This window comes from Pseudomonas sp. Z1-14 (assembly GCF_051132005.1).
In the GTDB taxonomy this organism is placed as follows: domain Bacteria; phylum Pseudomonadota; class Gammaproteobacteria; order Pseudomonadales; family Pseudomonadaceae; genus Aquipseudomonas.
The window spans coordinates 1,946,139-1,965,181 of sequence record NZ_CP071646.1 but is presented as its reverse complement, the minus strand read 5'-3'; the positions used below and the strand labels follow the sequence as shown (position 1 = coordinate 1,965,181).

At 61.0% G+C, this 19,043-nt stretch carries 14 protein-coding genes; 6 read left to right on the top strand and 8 right to left on the bottom strand.

Features of this window, described 5'->3' with window-relative positions:
* Positions 1–82: 82 nt before the first annotated feature.
* Positions 83–1,069 (bottom strand): FAD:protein FMN transferase, encoded by a 987-nt coding sequence (locus J3P89_RS09020; protein ID WP_434697315.1) that lies wholly within the window; start codon positions 1,067–1,069, stop codon positions 83–85.
* A gap of 226 nt (positions 1,070–1,295) precedes the next feature.
* Between J3P89_RS09020 and J3P89_RS09015 the strand changes: the two genes are divergently transcribed.
* Complete coding sequence (locus J3P89_RS09015) at positions 1,296–2,594, top strand: MFS transporter (protein WP_434697314.1); 1,299 nt, start codon at positions 1,296–1,298, stop codon at positions 2,592–2,594.
* A 193-nt stretch (positions 2,595–2,787) separates the two neighbouring features.
* Here J3P89_RS09015 and J3P89_RS09010 read toward each other — a convergent pair whose 3' ends face one another.
* Entirely contained in the window at positions 2,788–4,251 is a 1,464-nt protein-coding gene (locus tag J3P89_RS09010) for a glyceraldehyde-3-phosphate dehydrogenase (RefSeq protein ID WP_305500011.1), read from the bottom strand.
* Between the two features lie 168 nt (positions 4,252–4,419).
* Here J3P89_RS09010 and mfd point away from each other — a divergent pair, with 168 nt between their 5' ends.
* Genes mfd through J3P89_RS08995 form a run of 3 tightly spaced genes read left to right on the top strand, consistent with a single transcriptional unit; the run spans position 4,420 to position 11,151 of the window.
* Entirely contained in the window at positions 4,420–7,869 is a 3,450-nt protein-coding gene (mfd, locus tag J3P89_RS09005) for a transcription-repair coupling factor (protein WP_434697313.1), read from the top strand.
* Positions 7,870–7,879: 10 nt separating this feature from the next.
* A complete protein-coding gene (locus tag J3P89_RS09000) occupies positions 7,880–8,446 on the top strand; it encodes a CsiV family protein (RefSeq protein WP_434656742.1) in 567 nt (188 codons plus the stop codon).
* Between the two features lie 11 nt (positions 8,447–8,457).
* The gene (locus J3P89_RS08995) at positions 8,458–11,151 is read left to right on the top strand and encodes a DEAD/DEAH box helicase (protein ID WP_434697312.1); all 2,694 of its coding nucleotides are present in this window, start codon (positions 8,458–8,460) and stop codon (positions 11,149–11,151) included.
* 120 nt (positions 11,152–11,271) lie between these two features.
* On the opposite strand, the gene J3P89_RS08990 is transcribed toward J3P89_RS08995, so the two are convergent.
* From J3P89_RS08990 to J3P89_RS08980, 3 genes are all read right to left on the bottom strand, one after another.
* Entirely contained in the window at positions 11,272–12,012 is a 741-nt protein-coding gene (locus J3P89_RS08990) for an S-methyl-5'-thioinosine phosphorylase (protein ID WP_434697311.1), read from the bottom strand.
* Positions 12,013–12,023: 11 nt separating this feature from the next.
* The gene (gene nagZ / locus J3P89_RS08985; protein ID WP_434697310.1) at positions 12,024–13,034 is read right to left on the bottom strand and encodes a beta-N-acetylhexosaminidase; all 1,011 of its coding nucleotides are present in this window, start codon (positions 13,032–13,034) and stop codon (positions 12,024–12,026) included.
* Positions 13,035–13,205: 171 nt separating this feature from the next.
* Positions 13,206–13,913 carry a TetR family transcriptional regulator gene (locus J3P89_RS08980; protein WP_434629744.1) on the bottom strand — a complete coding sequence of 236 codons (708 nt, stop codon included), beginning with the start codon at positions 13,911–13,913 and terminating at the stop codon, positions 13,206–13,208.
* 241 nt (positions 13,914–14,154) lie between these two features.
* Between J3P89_RS08980 and lexA the strand changes: the two genes are divergently transcribed.
* Entirely contained in the window at positions 14,155–14,763 is a 609-nt protein-coding gene (gene lexA, locus J3P89_RS08975; protein ID WP_186609823.1) for a transcriptional repressor LexA, read from the top strand.
* 10 nt (positions 14,764–14,773) lie between these two features.
* Positions 14,774–15,247 carry an SOS-induced cell division inhibitor SulA gene (gene sulA / locus J3P89_RS08970; protein WP_053120724.1) on the top strand — a complete coding sequence of 158 codons (474 nt, stop codon included), beginning with the start codon at positions 14,774–14,776 and terminating at the stop codon, positions 15,245–15,247.
* Between the two features lie 71 nt (positions 15,248–15,318).
* Here sulA and J3P89_RS08965 read toward each other — a convergent pair whose 3' ends face one another.
* The 3 genes from J3P89_RS08965 to topA form a co-directional block, all read right to left on the bottom strand.
* Positions 15,319–15,552 (bottom strand): hypothetical protein, encoded by a 234-nt coding sequence (locus J3P89_RS08965; RefSeq protein WP_003183419.1) that lies wholly within the window; start codon positions 15,550–15,552, stop codon positions 15,319–15,321.
* Positions 15,553–15,657: 105 nt separating this feature from the next.
* Positions 15,658–16,182, bottom strand: a complete 525-nt coding sequence (locus J3P89_RS08960) for a DUF6586 family protein (RefSeq protein ID WP_434629741.1) — start codon at positions 16,180–16,182, stop codon at positions 15,658–15,660.
* A gap of 207 nt (positions 16,183–16,389) precedes the next feature.
* On the bottom strand, positions 16,390–19,002 hold the full coding sequence (gene topA, locus J3P89_RS08955) for a type I DNA topoisomerase (protein ID WP_434697309.1): 2,613 nt from the start codon (positions 19,000–19,002) through the stop codon (positions 16,390–16,392).
* Between the last annotated feature and the right edge of the window lie 41 nt (positions 19,003–19,043).

The window sequence follows — 19,043 nt, the reverse complement described above, 5'->3', positions numbered from 1 at the left end:
CGGCCCCTTTTGTGAGCGCTTCGCACTCAAGCGGGAGCAAGCTCCCTCGCCACGAGTACAGCGCTGAACAAGCTCATCGTCATCATTGGGTTTTTTCGCCGGCCATCCGTTCAAACGCATCGTTTGTACGTACGACGAAACGCTCCCCATCCCGCAGCACAAAAAATACTCCGATGCCGTGCTCCTGGGCATAATCCCAACCCTCTTCGGGACCGAGAATCAGCAGCAGCGTCGATAGTCCATCGGCCAACATCGCTGAAGGATGAATTACCGTGACTGACGCCAGGTTGTGTAGGACCGGCGCCCCGGTGCGCGCATCAAAGGTGTGGGAGTAACGCTTGCCGCCCTGCTCGAAATATTTACGATAGTCGCCCGACGTTGAAACCCCGTAGCCGTTGACCTTGATGACACGCTCAGCCATTTGCCGATCGTTCCGAGGCTCTTCCAGGGCGATGCGCCAGGCCGACCCATCCGGCTTGTGCCCGACAGCCTTGAGCTCCCCGGTGGCTTCGGCCAGGTAGCTGTCGATGCCCAAAGCCTGGAGCTTCGCGGCGATGCGGTCGACGGCATAACCCGCCGCGATGCTGTTGAAATCGACTTCCACCGCGGCGTCCTTGCATAACCGGTCGCCTTCGATCCGCAAGTAGCCATGGCCAACCTGTCGTCGCGCCAGGGCCAGGGCCTCGGCGCTGGGCACCGCCTCTCGCCGGGATTGCGGGCCGAAGCCCCACAGGTTCAGCAAAGGCTCCACCGTCAGATCGAATGCGCCATGGCTTTGCGAAGATAGCTGCTCACCCACCCGGACAAGTTCAAGCACAGGTCCCGGCATGGTCAGGCAACTGCCGCCAGGCAGCGCATTGAAGCGCTCGATTTCCGAATCGCTGCGATAGGTGGAAAACAGCCGATCCACTTCAGCGAGAATTTTTTCCACCTCGGCCTGCACCACGTTCGGACCGGGCGTGGCGGCATGCCTGACGTACTGGACGGAATAACGGCTGCCCATGGTAGGGCCATTGAAGCGTTCCAGGGTATCGCCCTGGCCGCAGCCGGACACAACGCCGGCCAGCATCACAAGCCCAATCCATCGTCCAGTTAACAAATCTTCATCTCCCCACAAAACCACGCCGGCCATTATGGGCTACAGCGCATGCAAAAAACCTGTGGGAGCGAGCCTGCTCGCGAAAGCAATGGACCGATCAACGTCAAGGGGCCTGACACACCACCTTCGCGAGCAGGCTCGCTCCCACATGGATTGCAGCGCTTTCATACGAGATTGCCAGAGTGAGTACCTACACATGCCTTCCAACACGAGCAACGGCAAGGCGATTTTTCGCGTTGTCAGCGGCAACTTCCTGGAGATGTTCGACTTCATGGTCTATGGCTTCTACGCCACGGCCATCGCCAAGACGTTCTTCCCGACCGACAGTGCCTTCGCCTCGCTGATGCTGTCCCTGGCCACGTTCGGCGCCGGGTTCCTGATGCGTCCGCTGGGCGCGATCTTCCTTGGCGCCTACATCGACCGTCACGGCCGGCGCAAAGGCCTGATCATCACCCTCGCGATGATGGCCGCCGGCACGGTGCTGATCGCCTGTGTACCGGGTTACGCCACGTTGGGCGTGGCGGCGCCGCTGCTGGTATTGCTGGGCCGATTGCTGCAGGGCTTTTCCGCAGGCGTGGAACTCGGTGGGGTCTCGGTGTACCTGGCGGAAATCTCTACGCCGGGGCGCAAGGGCTTTTTTGTCAGTTGGCAGTCCGCGAGCCAACAGGCCGCCGTGGTCTTTGCCGGTCTGCTGGGGGTTGGCCTCAATCACTGGCTGAACCCGCAAGAAATGGGCGAATGGGGCTGGCGCGTGCCGTTCCTGATCGGTTGCCTGATCGTACCGGTCATTTTTGTAATTCGCCGCTCGCTGGAAGAAACGCCGGAATTCCAGGCGAGAAAACACCGCCCTACCCTGTCGGAAATCGTCCGCTCCATTGGCCAGAACTTCGGCATTGTCCTGGCCGGCATGGCACTGGTGGTGATGACTACGGTGTCGTTCTACCTGATCACGGCCTACACGCCGACATTTGGCAAGGCTGAGCTCAACCTGTCGGAGCTGGATGCGTTGCTGGTCACGGTGTGTATCGGCTTGTCGAATTTCTTCTGGCTGCCAGTCATGGGCGCGCTTTCCGACAAGATCGGGCGCAAACCCCTGCTGCTGGCTGCGACAATCCTGGCGATCCTGACCGCCTACCCGGCGCTGTCCTGGCTGGTGGCGAACCCCAGCTTCAGCCATTTACTGATCGTCGAGCTGTGGTTGTCGTTCCTGTATGGATCGTACAACGGCGCCATGGTGGTCGCCCTGACGGAAATCATGCCGGTTGAAGTGCGTACTACTGGCTTTTCCCTGGCCTATAGCCTCGCGACGGCAACGTTCGGCGGGTTCACGCCGGCGGCCTGTACCTATCTGATCCATGTGCTGGATAACAAAGCGGCGCCGGGGATCTGGCTCAGTGGTGCGGCGGTGTTGGGGTTGATTGCGACGTTGGTACTGTTCAAGGGTAATCGGCATGAACTGCGCACGGCGCAGGCCTCTGTAGTGGGCGGTGCCTGATAAATCGTCATCGTCGGATCGCCGCCCGGAGCAAGCTCGCTCCCACAGTTGACCGAGTTGTTGCTGATGTATGCGGTCCAATGTGGGAGCGAGCTTGCTCGCGATGAGGCCCGCCCAAACACAGCAAAACCCAGACAAAAAAACGCCCCGACAAGTCGGGGCGTTTTTTCACCAGCAGCTAAAGCTTTAAGGCTTAGCGCGGAAACGCAGGCGGATTCACATCAGCCATGTCTTCCATTACGCGAACTACCTGGCAGCTGTAGCCGAACTCGTTGTCATACCAGACGTACAGGACAACACGATTGTCCTGGACGATGGTCGCTTCGGCGTCGACAACGCCAGCGTGGCGCGAACCGACGAAGTCAGTGGACACCACTTCCTGCGAGTTGACGAAGTCGATCTGCTTGTGCAGGTCGGAGTGCAGCGCCATGTAGCGCAGGTACTCGTTCATCTCTTCACGGGTGGCGGCTTTCTCAAGGTTCAGGTTGAGAATGGCCATCGACACGTTCGGCGTCGGCACACGGATCGCGTTGCCGGTCAACTTGCCAGCGAGCTCAGGCAAGGCCTTGGCGGCAGCAGTGGCGGCACCGGTTTCGGTGATGACCATGTTCAACGCGGCGCTACGGCCCCGGCGATCGCCCTTGTGGAAGTTGTCGATCAGGTTCTGGTCGTTGGTGTACGAGTGAACGGTTTCGACGTGACCGTTGATGATGCCGAACTTGTCATTCACGGCTTTGAGCACCGGCACGATGGCGTTGGTGGTGCAGGAAGCGGCAGAGATGATCTTGTCGTCAGCGGTGATTTCGGTGTGGTTGATACCGTGAACGATGTTCTTCAGCTTGCCCTTGCCAGGTGCGGTCAGGACAACGCGGTCGATACCCGGGCAGGCCAGGTGCTGGCCAAGGCCATCGGCATCGCGCCATACACCGGTGTTATCCACCAGCAGGGCGTCCTTGATGCCGTACTGGGTGTAGTCCACCTCGGTCGGGTTCTTCGCGTAGATCACCTGGATCAGGTTACCGTTGGCGGTGATGGTGTTGTTTTCTTCGTCGATGGTAATGGTGCCGTTGAAGGAACCATGCACCGAGTCGCGGCGCAGCAGGCTGGCACGCTTGGTCAGGTCGTTCTCGGCGCCCTTGCGCACGACGATGGCGCGCAGGCGCAGGCCGTCGCCACCACCGGTTTTCTCGATCAGGATACGCGCCAGCAGACGGCCGATACGACCGAAGCCGTACAGGACCACGTCGGTACCTTTACGAGCCGAAGCGTTCTGCTGACCAACCACGTCAGCCATTTCTTCGCGCACGAACTGTTCGGCGCTACGGCCATTGGCTTCGTTACGGAATTTGAACGCCAGCTTGCCCAGGTCCACCGAGGCCGCGCCGAGCTTGAGCTCGCTCATCGCCTTGAGCAGGGGGAATGTTTCGTGGACGGAGAGTTCGCTGTCGTCGGAAGAACGGTGGCGAGCAAAGCGGTGGGCCTTGAGGATCGCGATGACAGACTGGTTGATCAGGCTGCGGCCATAGATCGAGCTCACCACGTTGTTATTGCGGTAGAGCTGACCGATGAGAGGGATCATCGCTTCTGCGAGTGCTTCACGATCAATCCATTCACCAAGACACTGGTCGGGCTTCTGAGTCACGGTAACCTTCCACATGTAGGGGCTGAAAAAAGGGGCTACATTATGCCGCCGAGTCATCGGCGGAGCAATGCGCGCCCGTCGCGCCGTGGTTTTGCGTTCCTGCAGCATAGTCCGCGACTGACAGAAGCCCCCTTCCCCCGCTACAATTGTCGACTTTGTCGCAACGCTGGAGCTCAACCTTCCGTGCCCGTTCTGCGTCTTCCGCTTCTCCCTGCCGCGGCAGGTAAACAGCACTGGGGCAACCTGCCCGGTGCCGCCCTGAGCCTGGCCATCGCCGAGGCTGCCAGCGCTGCAAAGCGCTTTACCCTGCTGCTGACCGCCGACAGCCAAAGCGCCGAGCGGCTGGAACAGGAGCTGGCTTTCTTCGCCCCGGATTTGCCAGTGCTGCATTTCCCGGACTGGGAAACCCTGCCCTACGACCTTTTTTCGCCGCACCAGGACATCATTTCCCAGCGCATCGCCAGCCTTTACCGGCTGCCGGAGCTCAGTCATGGCGTTTTGGTAGTGCCGATCACCACAGCCCTACATCGCCTGGCGCCGACCCAGTTCCTGCTAGGCAGCAGCCTGGTGCTGGACATCGGCCAGAAGCTCGACGTCGAGCAAATGCGCACCCGGCTTGAGGCCAGCGGCTACCGCTACGTCGATACCGTGTACGAGCACGGCGAGTTCACGGTCCGCGGCGCGTTGATCGACCTGTTCCCGATGGGCAGCAAACTGCCCTATCGCATCGACCTGTTCGATGACGAGATCGAGACCTTGCGCACCTTTGATCCGGAAAACCAGCGTTCCATCGACAAAGTGCAGTCGATCCGCCTGTTGCCGGCCAAGGAATTCCCTCTGCAAAAAGACGCGGTGACGCGTTTCAAGGCGCGGTTTCGCGAGCGCTTCGACGTAGACTTCCGGCGCTGCCCGATTTTCCAGGACCTGAGCAGCGGCATTACCCCCGCCGGCATCGAGTACTACCTGCCGCTGTTCTTCGAAGAAACCTCCACCCTGTTCGATTACCTGCCCCAGGATACCCAGGTATTTTCCCTGCCCGGCATCGAGCAAGCGGCGGAAAATTTCTGGAATGACGTGCGCAACCGCTACGAAGAGCGGCGTGTCGACCCGTCCCGTCCTCTATTGCCACCCGCCGAGTTGTTCCTGCCGGTTGAAGACTGCTTCGCCCGCCTCAAGAACTGGCCGCGCGTGGTGGCGAGCCAACAGGATGTGGAAACCGGCGTCGGTCGCGAACGCTTCCCCGCCAGAGCGCTGCCGGACCTGGCGATCGAAGCCAAGGCCACGCAACCGTTGGCGGCCCTGGCCGGTTTCCTCGACCAATTCCCTGGCCGCGTGCTGTTCACCGCCGAGTCCGCCGGCCGTCGCGAAGTATTGCTGGAGCTGCTCGAACGCCTGAAGCTGCGACCGAAGACTGTCGACAGCTGGCCGGATTTCGTCGCCGGCAAGGAGCGCCTGGCAATCACCATCGCGCCGCTCAATGACGGGCTGGTCCTGGATGATCCCGCCCTGGCGCTGGTCGCCGAGAGCCCGTTGTTCGGCCAGCGGGTGATGCAGCGTCGCCGTCGCGAGAAGCGCGCCGACGCTGCCAACGACGCGGTCATCAAGAACCTCACCGAGTTGCGCGAGGGCGCGCCGGTGGTGCACATCGACCATGGCGTGGGCCGCTACCTGGGCCTGGCGACCCTGGAGATCGAAAACCAGGTCGCCGAATTCCTCACTCTGGAATACGCCGAGGGCGCCAAACTTTATGTGCCGGTGGCGAACCTGCACCTGATCGCCCGTTACACCGGCAGCGACGATGCGCTGGCGCCGCTGCATCGCCTGGGCTCGGAAACCTGGCAGAAAGCCAAGCGCAAGGCCGCCGAACAAGTGCGCGACGTGGCCGCCGAATTGCTTGACATCTACGCCCGTCGCGCCGCGCGCGAAGGCTACGCGTTCGCCGACCCGAAAGCCGATTACGAAACCTTCAGCGCCGGCTTCCCGTTCGAGGAAACCGTCGACCAGCAGACCACCATCGAAGCCGTGCGCGCCGACATGCTCGCGCCCAAACCGATGGACCGACTGGTCTGCGGCGACGTCGGCTTCGGCAAGACCGAAGTGGCGATGCGCGCCGCGTTCATCGCCGTGCATGGCGGCAAGCAGGTGGCAATCCTGGTGCCGACCACCCTGCTCGCCCAGCAGCACTACAACAGTTTCCGCGACCGCTTCGCCGACTGGCCGGTGACTGTGGAAGTGATGAGCCGATTCAAGTCGACCAAGGAAGTGAATGCCGCCGTGGCCGACCTGGCCGAGGGCAAGATCGACATCGTCATCGGCACGCACAAACTGCTCCAGGACGACGTGAAATTCAAAAGCCTCGGGCTGGTGATCATCGACGAAGAACACCGTTTCGGCGTGCGCCAGAAAGAACAGCTCAAGGCCCTGCGCAGCGAAGTCGACATCCTGACCCTCACCGCCACGCCGATCCCGCGTACGCTGAACATGGCAGTGTCGGGCATGCGTGATCTGTCGATCATCGCCACGCCGCCGGCCCGCCGCCTGTCGGTGCGTACGTTCGTGATGGAGCAGAACAAGAGCACGGTCAAGGAAGCGCTGCTGCGGGAGTTGCTGCGCGGCGGCCAGGTCTATTACTTGCACAACGACGTGAAGACCATCGAGAAATGTGCCGCCGACCTCGCCGAGCTGGTGCCGGAAGCCCGTATCGGCATCGGCCATGGACAAATGCGCGAGCGCGAACTCGAACAGGTGATGAGCGACTTCTATCACAAGCGTTTCAACGTGCTGATCGCCTCGACCATCATCGAGACCGGCATCGACGTGCCGAGCGCCAACACCATCATCATCGAGCGCGCCGACAAGTTCGGCCTGGCCCAGTTGCACCAGTTGCGCGGCCGGGTCGGCCGTAGCCACCACCAGGCCTATGCCTACCTGCTGACGCCGCCGCGCCAGCAGATCACCCCAGACGCGGAAAAGCGCCTGGAGGCCATCGCCAACACCCAGGACCTCGGCGCCGGCTTCGTGCTGGCCACCAATGACCTGGAAATCCGTGGTGCCGGCGAATTGCTCGGCGACGGCCAGAGCGGCCAGATCCAGGCCGTCGGCTTTACGCTGTACATGGAAATGCTCGAACGCGCGGTCAAGTCGATTCGCAAGGGCGAGCAACCGAACCTCGACCAGCCTCTGGGCGGCGGGCCGGAGATCAATCTGCGGGTGCCGGCACTGATCCCGGAAGACTACCTGCCAGACGTCCATGCGCGGCTGATCCTCTACAAACGCATCGCCTCGGCCGCCGACGAGGAAGGCCTGAAGGACTTGCAGGTAGAGATGATCGACCGCTTCGGGCTGCTGCCGGAGCCGACCAAGAACCTGGTGCGCACCACGCTGCTCAAGCTCAAGGCCGAGCAACTGGGCATCAAGAAAGTCGACGGTGGGCCCAACGGCGGCCGCATCGAATTCGAAGCCCAGACGCCGGTCGATCCGCTGGTATTGATCAAGCTGATCCAGGGCCAGCCCAAACGCTACAAGTTCGAAGGCGCCACGATGTTCAAGTTCATGGTGCCCATGGAACGCCCGGAAGAGCGTTTTAATACCGTGGAGGCGCTGTTCGAGCGCCTCACTCCGACCACTGCTTGAAGGACGCCCAATGCGCCTGTTTCGCTCCTTGACGTTGTTGATGACCCTGGTCGCCCCCCTGGCCTTCGCCGACGACCTGTATCAGGTGGAAATGATCCTGGTTCGCCAGAATGCCGAGCCGGCGATTCTCAGTCGCGCCGCGCCGGAAGACTGGGACGCCGGCGCACAACGCCTGCCCCCGGACAGCCAGCGCACGCCAGCATTGGGCAATATCGTCGAAAAACTCAACGCCAGCGGCCAATACAGCGTGCTGATGCACAAGGCCTGGCAACAGAACCTGGGCGAACAGGGCAGCAAGGTCGCCGTCAGCGACGGCACCGAACAGTTCGGCCAGTTTCCCATCGAGGGCACCCTGGAACTGAAACTGGGACGCTTTACCGACGTCGACGCCGACTTCTGGGTCAACCAGATCGACGCCAATGGCCTGGTCACCGCCAGCGAACGCCTCAAGCAACAGAGCCACACCAAGAACGGCCAGCTGAATTTCCTCGATAACGGTCACCTCGGTCTGCTGATCAAGATCACCTCGCTGACCGCGCCCGCGCCACGGCAGGCGCCCGAAGCGATTCCGGACTGACCGGCGCGCCTATGCCCTCGCCCCTGAGCAAACCCCTGGCACCCTCCTGGGTCAATCGATTCAAGGAACAAAGCCTGGAGCGCGGACGCCGATACGCGCTGGAAAATCGTGTCAGGATCGTCGAGACCGGAGACAGCACCATCATCGCCAGTTGCGAAGGCTCTGGCGGCAGCGTCTATCGTCAGACCATTCGCCTCAAGGAGTCAGCCAAGGGCACGCTGATCCTGCTCGAAGCGGCCTGCTCCTGCCCGGTGCGCATCAACTGCAAACATTGCGCGGCGGTGTTGTTGCAGGTCCAGGAAACCCTGGCCTACCCAGCCGCCGAGAAAGACGCGCATCTGCTGGAAAAACTCCAGACCGTGCTCGACAACCGCAGTCCCAAGGCCCCGCCGCAGGTGCTCGTGGAAAACGTGCAACCGATGCCGCGCCTGTGGCTGGCGAGTATCGAGTTCAGCGCCTTCGAGCCGCGCAACGGCAAGATGCAGCGCTACATCCAGCACCGCGCTGCCCTGTCCTTCAGCTATCTGGACGAATACGTCAGCGGCCAGCGCAACACCGACGTACTGATTCGCCAGGAAACCCAGACGCTGCGAATCAAACGCCAGACCGATGTGGAACAGTCCTACCGCGAACAACTGCGAATCCTCGGTTTCAAGGTCGCCACCCGGCAAAGCAAGGCGCTGCCGGAAAGCGCCGGCGAGCTTTACGAGATGGTGAACGACAGTGCCTGGTTGACCTTTACCCTCAATGACCTGCCAAAACTGCGCAACCAAGGCTGGGAGCTGCAGATCGACGAAGACTTCGGCTTCGACCTGACGGCCGTGGACGAGTGGTACGCCACCGTCGAGGAAACTCCGGAGCGAGACTGGTTCGATCTGGAACTGGGGATCATCGTCAACGGCGAGCGCTTGAGCCTGCTGCCGATCCTGCTGAACCTGATGCGCTCGCACATCGAGCTGTTCAACCCGGAACGCCTGGCCCGGCGCCGCGACGACGAACTCATCCTGGTCAACCTGCCGCACCGTCCCAATTCGGAATTCGGCCCGCAGCAAGTCGCCCTGCCCTATGGACGCCTGAAGCCGGTGCTGGCGACCCTCGGCGAGTTTTACCTGCAAGAACCCGGCACCAGCAAACTGCGCCTGAACAGCGCGGACGCCCTGCGCCTGAACCCGCTGCAAGACATGCCGCTGCGCTGGGAAGGGGGCGAACACATCCGTGGCCTGGCCCAGCGGCTGCGCGACATCAAGGACTACACCGCGGCGGCACCGGAAGGCTTGAACGCAACGCTGCGGCCCTATCAGCTCGAAGGCCTGAGCTGGATGCAATCGCTACGACAACTGGAGGTTGGCGGCATTCTCGCGGATGACATGGGCCTGGGCAAAACCCTACAGACCCTGGCGCACATTCTTAGCGAAAAAAACGCCGGCCGCCTCGACAGGCCGTGCATGGTGGTGATGCCGACGAGCCTGATTCCCAACTGGCTCGATGAAGCCAGCCACTTCACCCCGCAGCTCAAGGTATTGGCCTTGTACGGTGCCGGACGCAAGAAACATTTCGAGCGGTTGGCCGATTACGACCTGATCCTGACCACCTATGCATTGCTGCCCAAGGATGTCGAGCGCCTTAAAGCGCAACCGCTGCACGTATTGATCCTGGATGAAGCCCAGTACATCAAGAACCCCACCAGCAAGGCCGCCCAGGCCGCCCGTGAGCTCGATGCCCGACAGCGGTTGTGCCTGTCCGGGACACCGCTGGAAAATCACCTGGGTGAATTGTGGTCGCTGTTTCATTTCCTGTTGCCGGGCTGGCTCGGCGACATTAAGGATTTCAACCGCGACTACCGCGTGCCGATCGAAAAACGCGGGAGCGCCGTACGATTGCAGCACCTTAACGGTCGGATAAAACCGTTTCTGCTGCGCAGGACCAAGGAACAGGTCGCAACCGAATTGCCGCCCAAGACCGAGATCATCCATTGGGTCGAACTCAGCGACGCCCAACGGGATGTCTATGAAACCATGCGCCTGGCGATGGACAAGAAGGTGCGTGACGAAATCACCCGCAAAGGCGTGGCGCGCAGCCAGATCATCATCCTCGAAGCGCTGCTCAAGCTGCGCCAGGTGTGCTGCGACCTGCGCCTGATCAGCGACGCCGCCCTGCCAGCCCGCGGCAGTGCTTCGGGCAAGCTCGACAGCCTGATGGAGATGCTCGAGGAGTTGTTTGAAGAAGGTCGGCGGGTGCTGCTGTTTTCCCAGTTCACGTCCATGCTGGCGCTGATCGAAGACGAACTGAAAAAGCGCGGTGTGGAATACGCCATCCTGACCGGCCAGACCCGGGACCGACGCACTCCGGTGAAGGAATTCCAGAGCGGCAAGCGTCAGATCTTCCTGATCAGCCTGAAGGCCGGCGGCGTGGGTCTGAACCTGACGGAAGCGGACACGGTGATTCACTACGACCCGTGGTGGAACCCGGCCACCGAAAACCAGGCGACCGACCGCGCTTATCGCATCGGCCAGGAAAAGCCGGTGTTCGTCTACAAGCTGATAGCCCGGGGAACCGTGGAAGAAAAGATTCAACTGCTGCAGAAGGAAAAATCCGACCTCGCGGCCGGCGTGCTGGATGGGCGCGTGGCCGGGGACTGGAAACTGCAGAACGAAGACATCGATGCGTTGTTCGCACCGCTGCCGGATAAGCTGGAGAAGCGCTGAGGTTCGTTTATGCCTGTGGGAGCGAGCCTGCTCGCGATGGCTACTTCACAGCCACCCTCGTAACAACGGTTAACCGCTTCGCGAGCAGGCTCGCTCCCACCCTGCGTCAAGATGGCCGGATCAGCCTGTCGCCAACACTCGCGCCAGGGTCGACTTCACCTTCCCCATCCCGTCATGCAGCGCTTGCTCGATCTCGGCCATGGTGATCACCGCCGTGGATTTGCCTGCCGCGGGATTAACCACTAGGGCCAGGCACGCATAGTCCAAATCCAGCTCGCGAGCCAATGCCGCTTCCGGCATACCTGTCATGCCGACGATGTCGCAGCCATCGCGTTCCAGGCGGGCGATTTCAGCCACCGTTTCCAGGCGCGGCCCCTGCGTGCAGGCATAGACGCCATGGCTGCTGTAGCCGCAGCGCTCGGCGGCCAGGGCGGCAATCAATTTCTGGCGCAGCGTCTCCGTGTAGGGATAGCTGAAATCGATATGGGTAACCGCTTCCAGCTCATCGGCAAAATACGTGTGCTGGCGGCCACTGGTGTAATCGATCAACTGATGGGGCACGCAGAAATGTCCGGTGCCCATCGCCGCGTGGATCCCGCCCACGGCGTTGACCGCCAGGATGGCCTCGGCACCCGCCTGCTTCAGTGCCCAGAGATTGGCGCGATAGTTGACCTGGTGCGGCGGAAAACGATGAGGATGGCCATGACGGGCCAGGAACAGCACCTCACGCCCGGCATATTCGCCAATCTGCACGTCGGCCGATGGCGCGCCATAGGGCGTTTCCACCGCCAGGGATTGGCGAATGGTCAGGCCTTCCAGCTGGGTCAGGCCAGTGCCGCCGATAATTGCGTAAACGGTCATAACAAACGTCCTTAATCGATCAGTTGGGCAGCTTTTAACGCGCCGATCGCTGTCAGCCAGCGTGGATCCTGGCGATACTCGGTACTGGCGAAGGCTTGGCCACGCATGCGGGCGATCCGCGCCGACGGCTTGATCTTCAAGCGTTGGGCGGCGCTCAATGCCAACTCTGCGGCCGCGCGATCGTTGCACACCAGGCCCATGTCGCAACCCGCCGTCAATGCGGCCTCGATACGACTCGCGGCATCACCCACCACATGGGCACCGGCCATTGACAGGTCATCACTGAAAATCACCCCGTCGAACTGCAACTCGCCCCGCAGGATGTCCTGCAGCCAACGTCGGGAAAACCCGGCCGGGCTGGCATCGACCTGCGGATAGATCACATGAGCCGGCATCACGGCGGCAAGCTGCTTGCTCAGCCTGGCAAACGGCAGCAGATCGTTGGCGCGGATCTGTTCCAGGCTGCGCTCATCATTGGGAATGGCCACATGGGAATCCGCCTCGGCCCAGCCGTGCCCAGGAAAATGCTTGCCCGTGGCGGCCATGCCCGCGGCGTTCATGCCCCGAATGAAAGCACCGGCCAACAATGCGGCGCGTTCGGGATCGCCCTCGAATGAGCGGCTGCCAACCACGGCACTGCGCTGATAATCGAGATCCAGCACCGGGGCGAAACTCAGATCGAGGCCGACCGCCAGCACCTCGGTGGCCATGATCCAGCCGCATTGTTCGGCCAGGTATTCGGCATTCGGGTTATCGGCAATGGCCCGCATCGCCGGCAGACGCACGAACCCTTGGCGCAGGCGCTGGACACGCCCCCCTTCCTGATCGACCGCCAGCAACAGGTCGGGACGAATGGCGCGGATCGCCGCACTCAGCTCGCGCACCTGGCGCGGATGCTCGATGTTGCGAGCGAAGATGATCAAGCCGCCCACTTCGGGCTGACGCAACAGATGGCGATCCTCGGCCGTCAGCCAGGTACCGGCGACGTCTACCATCAACGAGCCTTGCAGGCCAGCAGTCATAGCAATTCCTTAATAACGATGGATGCGCACGGCGACGCATGCACGATGACGCCGCCAGGCTCCAGGCCTGGCAGGTCGCGCATCGGCGATGAAATTTGATACGAACTCAAAGGCAGAATCGGCATGGGCGGCTAGCTTAGCGGATGTAAGCAGCCGCGCCCACCCGTGGCCTTACGCCTTGGCGAGCGCCGGGGCGGATTTGCTGCGAGGACGCAACTGCGCTGTCGCCATTGCCTCATCGGTGACGCCGCTTTCGGCACGCATGCCAGCAGCCAGAAACGGCACCATCAGACGCATGACCTGTTCGATGGATGTATTCACGCCGAAATCGGTTTCGGCGATGGCCCGCAGCGCCTTGATCCCAGACATGCTGAACGCAGCGGCGCCCAGCATGAAGTGCACGCGCCAGAACAGTTCGATCGGTGGTATGCGTGGCGCGGCTTCATTGACCAGCAGCATGTAGCGACGGAACACCTTGCCGTACATGTCTTCCAGATAACGCCGCAGGTGACCCTGGCTTTGACTGAATGCCAGGCCCAAAAGGCGCATGAAAATGGAAAGATCATTGCCGCTGCGGGGCTGGACCACAAGGGCCTGCTCGACCAGAATCTCGAGCAGCTCTTCCAGGGTGGGCTTGACGTCAGGCTTGGCCTGGCGACGTTCCAGTTCACGGTCGAGGCTGATACAGAACGGCCCCAGGAAACGTGAGAACACCGCCTGGATCAGCGCCTTCTTGGAACCGAAGTGATAGTTCACCGCAGCCAGGTTTACCCCGGCCTTGCTGGTGATCAGACGCAAAGAGGTTTCGGCAAAACCTTTTTCCGCGAACAACTGCTCGGCAGCATCGAGAATGCGTTCAACGGTTTCCGACTGGGCCATGGCTACTCCGCCTGACAAACACTTGTTTGAAACATACGTTTCAGCCCTGGGCTTGTCAAGCCTGCCGGGACGTTTTGCGAACGCTCGGTCAGCTATTTAACCACACCTTCATCCGGGCTGTAGCCCTGCCCTTCATAGCGGCCGAAACGACCATCGAGCGGCGCAGGAAAAAAGGGGCATTGCCAAGCGGCTCGCACTGTATATAATTCCAGTCACTGTATAAAAAGACAGAGCGATCGATATGCTAAAGCTGACGCCACGCCAAGCAGAGATTCTGGCCTTCATCAAACGTTGCCTCGAAGACAATGGCTACCCGCCAACCCGCGCGGAAATCGCTCAGGAATTGGGCTTCAAGTCGCCCAACGCGGCGGAAGAACACCTCAAGGCATTGGCCCGCAAGGGCGCGATTGAGATGACGCCCGGTGCCTCGCGAGGCATTCGCATCCCCGGCTTCGAAGCCAAGGCTGACGAAACCACCCTGCCGATCATCGGTCGTGTAGCCGCTGGTGCCCCGATCCTCGCCCAGCAGCACGTTGAGGAATCCTGCAACATCAACCCTTCGTTCTTCCACCCGCGGGCTGATTACCTTCTTCGCGTGCACGGTATGAGCATGAAGGATATCGGCATTTTCGACGGCGATCTGCTGGCTGTCCACACCACCCGCGAGGCTCGCAACGGGCAGATCGTGGTGGCGCGCATCGGCGACGAAGTCACCGTCAAGCGGTTCAAACGCGATGGCAGCAAGGTCTGGCTGATAGCCGAAAATCCCGAGTTCGCCCCCATCGAAGTGGACCTGAAAGATCAGGACCTGGTCATCGAAGGCTTGAGTGTCGGCGTCATTCGCCGCTAAAGGAGGCTTTATGCAATTCCCTCACACACCACAGCACACGCAACTTCCGCTGTTCGAGGCATTCATGGCCCAACCGCTGGTTCCAGTCCTGAAAGAGGTCATCGAATCGCCTTGGGGCATCGAGCCCGAGGCCTTCAGCGAATTGTCGTTGCGTGGTGCGGCCGGGAATTGCCTGAACCTGCTGGCACCTATTCTGCGGGAGTTGAGCCAGGACCAGGACGCTCGGTGGCTGACGCTGATCGCGCCACCCGCCAGCGTTACCCAGGCCTGGTTGCGGGATGCCGGTCTCAATCGCGAGCGGATCCTGTTATTGCAACCGCGCGGCACACAGAGCGCTCAACAATTGACGTGCGAAGCGTTGCGCCTGGGCCGCAGTCATACGGTGGTCAGCTGGCTCAACCCCCTGACCGCGACAGCTCGCCAACAGTTGATCAGCGCCGCACGCACCGGGGACGCACAAAGCCTGAATATTCGATTGGGTTAAGACAAACGCAGGGCTTCTCCAGGGCAGAGAAGCCAGAACAGCTACCAGATCTCAAAAGTCGCCGAACGGGATCAATGAAGAACCCGTGGCCCCTCTTCCTTGTTGAATTCGCCTTCAACCAGGCGGCCGGCCATCTGGACACCCACGCTCAGCATCGCCTTGGCGACCTCAACGTGTTGACCTTGCAGGAATACCTTGGCGTCCTCAGAGAAGTTCAGGGTAACCAGAGACCCCTCGTCTTCGGCCCGGCGCAGCTCGATGCGGCCATCAGGAAGCTCGACAATTTCTAGAAAGGACGTAGGCATAAAAGTCTGTTCTCCACGAAAGGCGGGAATTATATAGTCATCGGCCAGGCTTCGCTCGGGATCTTGACCAAGCGTCGTTAGCGAACGTTACGGGACGAACTGAACTCAGCACTCGTTCAACCCTTCGCGAAAGCGAATGGCCAGGTTCTTGAGATTCTGCCGCCAGCTCTCCAACTCTTCCCGATTCAGCTCTTGCTCTGGCTCTTCTTCGTCAAGATTGACCGCCACGATCAGCGGCTGGGTCACGTCGCCCTTGGGCTTGCGCGGAGCCCGTGGTGGCTGGAACAGCGCCTGGTGGGCCGCCAGCAATCTGGCCAGCCAGGTTTCCGGGTTCTGCGCCAGCTCGACCATTTCGGCCAGCTCCGGAATTGCGATGGTTTCCAGCACCTCACGAGTCAACACCAGCTCGGCCCGTGACGCATTCGCCTGGGGCAAGCGATAAAAACCGGCGATTTCGTGGCACAGGCCCAACAACGCACCGTACAGATGAAACAACGCTGATTCGCGCCCCGCCTGGACCAGCGCAGGGGAATTCATTGCACGCCCATCCTCCGCCCGCGCAAGCGCTTCAAGCGAAAGGCCGGCGAAGTAAATTTTCTGATTGGTGCGGGTATAGAGTTCGTGGGCCATGGCGGCATCTCCCCAACGAAATAAAAGCGTCACGCAGGTGCGACAGTGTCGTGGATCAACCGAGGCCACTGCAAGCCAAAAACAGCAAGGCCGCATGAAAACCCATAGGTTGTCATGCGGCCTTTTTTTGCCTGAAGTGCAGGAGGACGACCACGTCGGCGAATGAGAGCAAGCTCCTTCGCCATCAAGGCCCTTACGCCATCCCGATCAGCGCTTGTCTTCGACGGTCCACTTACCGCCGTCGTAAAACGCCTTCCAACCGGTAGGCTTGCCGTCAACCTCGGTCTGCACGTATTGCTCTTTGGTCTTGCGGCTATAGCGAATCACCGCCGGGCGGCCGTCCGGATCTTTCTGCGGTGCGTCGCAAAGGAAGTGATACTTCGGATCGATTTCGTCCTTGTGCGGAACGATCTCCATGACCAACGGCGCACGAGTTTCACGATTTTTCGGGAACTGGCTCGCCGCCAGGAACAGGCCAGAAGCACCGTCGCGCAAGATGTAGGTGTCATTGACCTTCTCGCACTTGAGCTCGGGCATCTTCACCGGGTCCATTTTTGGCGGTGCCGCATCGCCGCTCTTGAGTAGCTTGCGGGTGTTCTTGCAGGTCGGGTTCGTACAACCGAAGAACTTGCCGAAACGCCCGGTCTTCAGCTGCATCTCGCTGCCGCACTTGTCGCATTCCAGACTCGGACCTTCATAGCCCTTGATACGGTAGCTGCCCTCTTCGATCTCGTAACCGGCGCAATCCGGGTTGTTACCGCAGATGTGCAGCTTGCGCTTTTCATCCAGCAGATAAGCGTCCATTGCCGTGCTGCAGATCGGGCAACGATGCTTGCCGCGCAGCACCAGGGATTCCGATTCACCTTCGTCGTCCGCGGCGATTTCATCACCTGGCACCAGGTTGACCGTTGCCTTGCAGCGTTCCTTTGGCGGCAGGCTGTAGCCCGAGCAACCCAGGAATACACCGGTCGAAGCCGTGCGGATCTGCATCGGCCGCCCGCAAGTCAGGCACGGAATATCGGTCATTACCGGCTGGTTGGCGCGCATGCCACTGTCAGGGCTTTCGGCTACTTCGAGCTTCTTCTTGAAGTCGCCGTAGAACTCGTCGAGCACGTTTTTCCAGTCCCGCTCACCCTGGGCCACGTCATCGAGGTTCTCTTCCATGCCGGCGGTGAAGCCGTAGTCCATCAGGTTCGAGAAGCTCTCGGACAGGCGCTCGGTCACGATGTCGCCCATCTTCTCCGAATAGAAACGTCGGTTATGCAGCGCCACGTAGCCGCGATCCTGGATCGTCGAAATGATAGCCGCATAAGTCGAAGGGCGACCGATGCCACGCTTTTCCATTTCCTTGACCAGGCTGGCTTCCGAATACCGGGCCGGCGGCTTGGTGAAGTGCTGGGTCGGATCCAGCTTGAGCAGCTTCATCACGTCGCCCTGGGCCATGTCGGGCAGGACGTCGTCATCCCCTGGCTTGGCGATCTGCGGCATGACACGGGTGTAGCCGTCGAACTTCAGGATACGGCCCTTGGCACGCAGCTCGAAGTCGCCAGCACCGACGCTGACGGTGGTCGACAGGTATTGGGCCGGCAGCATCTGGCAAGCCAGGAACTGGCGCCAGATCAGCTCGTAGAGACGCTCGGCGTCGCGCTCCATGCCAGACAGCTTGCTTGGCGTGGTGTTGGCGTCGGATGGACGAATCGCTTCGTGAGCTTCCTGGGCGCCTTCCTTGCTGCTGTAGACGTTTGGCGTTTCCGGCAGGTATTTCTTGCCGAACTCGCTTTCTATATAAGTGCGCGCCATCGCCACGGCATCGACCGAGAGGTTGGTCGAGTCGGTACGCATGTAGGTGATGTAGCCCGCTTCGTACAGACGCTGGGCCATCATCATGGTTTTTTTCACGCCGAAGCCCAGGCGGTTACTCGCGGCCTGCTGCAGCGTGGACGTGATGAACGGCGCCGAAGGCTTGCTGCTGGTGGGCTTGTCTTCACGCTTGACGATGCTGTAGCTGGAAGCCTTGAGCTTTTCCAGCGCGGCCATGGCCTGCGCTTCATTGAGCGGCTTGAAGGCCTCGCCTTTCTCGCGGGCCACTTCGAAGCGCACGGTGGCGCCCTTGGCGGTACCCAGATCAGCGTGGACTTCCCAATATTCTTCAGGGATGAACGCGCGGATTTCCCGCTCGCGCTCCACTACCAGTTTCACCGCGACCGATTGCACACGTCCGGCGGACAGGCCGCGAGCGATCTTGGCCCACAGCAATGGCGAGACCATGTAGCCCACCACGCGGTCAAGGAAACGTCGCGCCTGTTGGGCGTTGACCCGATCGATATCCAGCTCGCCCGGCTGGGAGAAGGCTTCCTGGATGGCCTTCTTGGTGATTTCGTTGAACACCACACGCTTGTAGCGGCTGTCATCACCACCGATGGCTTCGCGCAGGTGCCAGGCAATGGCTTCCCCTTCGCGGTCCAAGTCCGTCGCGAGATAGATGGTGTCGGCATCCTTGGCGAGCCGGCGCAGCTCTTCGATGACCTTTTCCTTGCCCGGGAGGATCTCGTACTTGGCTTTCCAGCCGTGTTCCGGATCAACCCCCATGCGCGAGACCAACTGCTTGCGCGCCTTTTCCTTCGGCGACAACGCTGGCGCTTCGCCGGCGGCAGCCTTGCCGCGCTTGGCAGCAGGCTCTTTGCTGGCGCTAGCCGAACCGCTGGTGGGCAGGTCTCGGATATGGCCGATACTCGACTTCACCACGTATTGGTTACCCAGATACTTGTTGATGGTCTTGGCCTTAGCCGGGGATTCCACAATGACCAGCGATTTGCCCATGGATCAGAAAATTCCTGAATTCTAAAAAGTGAAAGGCGGTT

Excerpts from the sequence above, each read along its gene's own strand:
- sulA (WP_053120724.1), top strand. The coding sequence starts at position 14,774 with ATGCAATTCCCTCACACACCACAGCACACGCAACTTCCGCTGTTCGAG.
- J3P89_RS09010 (WP_305500011.1), bottom strand. The coding sequence starts at position 4,251 with ATGTGGAAGGTTACCGTGACTCAGAAGCCCGACCAGTGTCTTGGTGAA.
- J3P89_RS09000 (WP_434656742.1), top strand. The coding sequence starts at position 7,880 with ATGCGCCTGTTTCGCTCCTTGACGTTGTTGATGACCCTGGTCGCCCCC.
- J3P89_RS08960 (WP_434629741.1), bottom strand. The coding sequence starts at position 16,182 with ATGGCCCACGAACTCTATACCCGCACCAATCAGAAAATTTACTTCGCC.
- J3P89_RS08995 (WP_434697312.1), top strand. The coding sequence starts at position 8,458 with ATGCCCTCGCCCCTGAGCAAACCCCTGGCACCCTCCTGGGTCAATCGA.
- topA (WP_434697309.1), bottom strand. The coding sequence starts at position 19,002 with ATGGGCAAATCGCTGGTCATTGTGGAATCCCCGGCTAAGGCCAAGACC.
- J3P89_RS08980 (WP_434629744.1), bottom strand. The coding sequence starts at position 13,913 with ATGGCCCAGTCGGAAACCGTTGAACGCATTCTCGATGCTGCCGAGCAG.
- J3P89_RS08990 (WP_434697311.1), bottom strand. The coding sequence starts at position 12,012 with ATGACCGTTTACGCAATTATCGGCGGCACTGGCCTGACCCAGCTGGAA.
- J3P89_RS08965 (WP_003183419.1), bottom strand. The coding sequence starts at position 15,552 with ATGCCTACGTCCTTTCTAGAAATTGTCGAGCTTCCTGATGGCCGCATC.
- J3P89_RS09020 (WP_434697315.1), bottom strand. The coding sequence starts at position 1,069 with ATGCTGGCCGGCGTTGTGTCCGGCTGCGGCCAGGGCGATACCCTGGAA.
- nagZ (WP_434697310.1), bottom strand. The coding sequence starts at position 13,034 with ATGACTGCTGGCCTGCAAGGCTCGTTGATGGTAGACGTCGCCGGTACC.
- lexA (WP_186609823.1), top strand. The coding sequence starts at position 14,155 with ATGCTAAAGCTGACGCCACGCCAAGCAGAGATTCTGGCCTTCATCAAA.
- J3P89_RS09015 (WP_434697314.1), top strand. The coding sequence starts at position 1,296 with ATGCCTTCCAACACGAGCAACGGCAAGGCGATTTTTCGCGTTGTCAGC.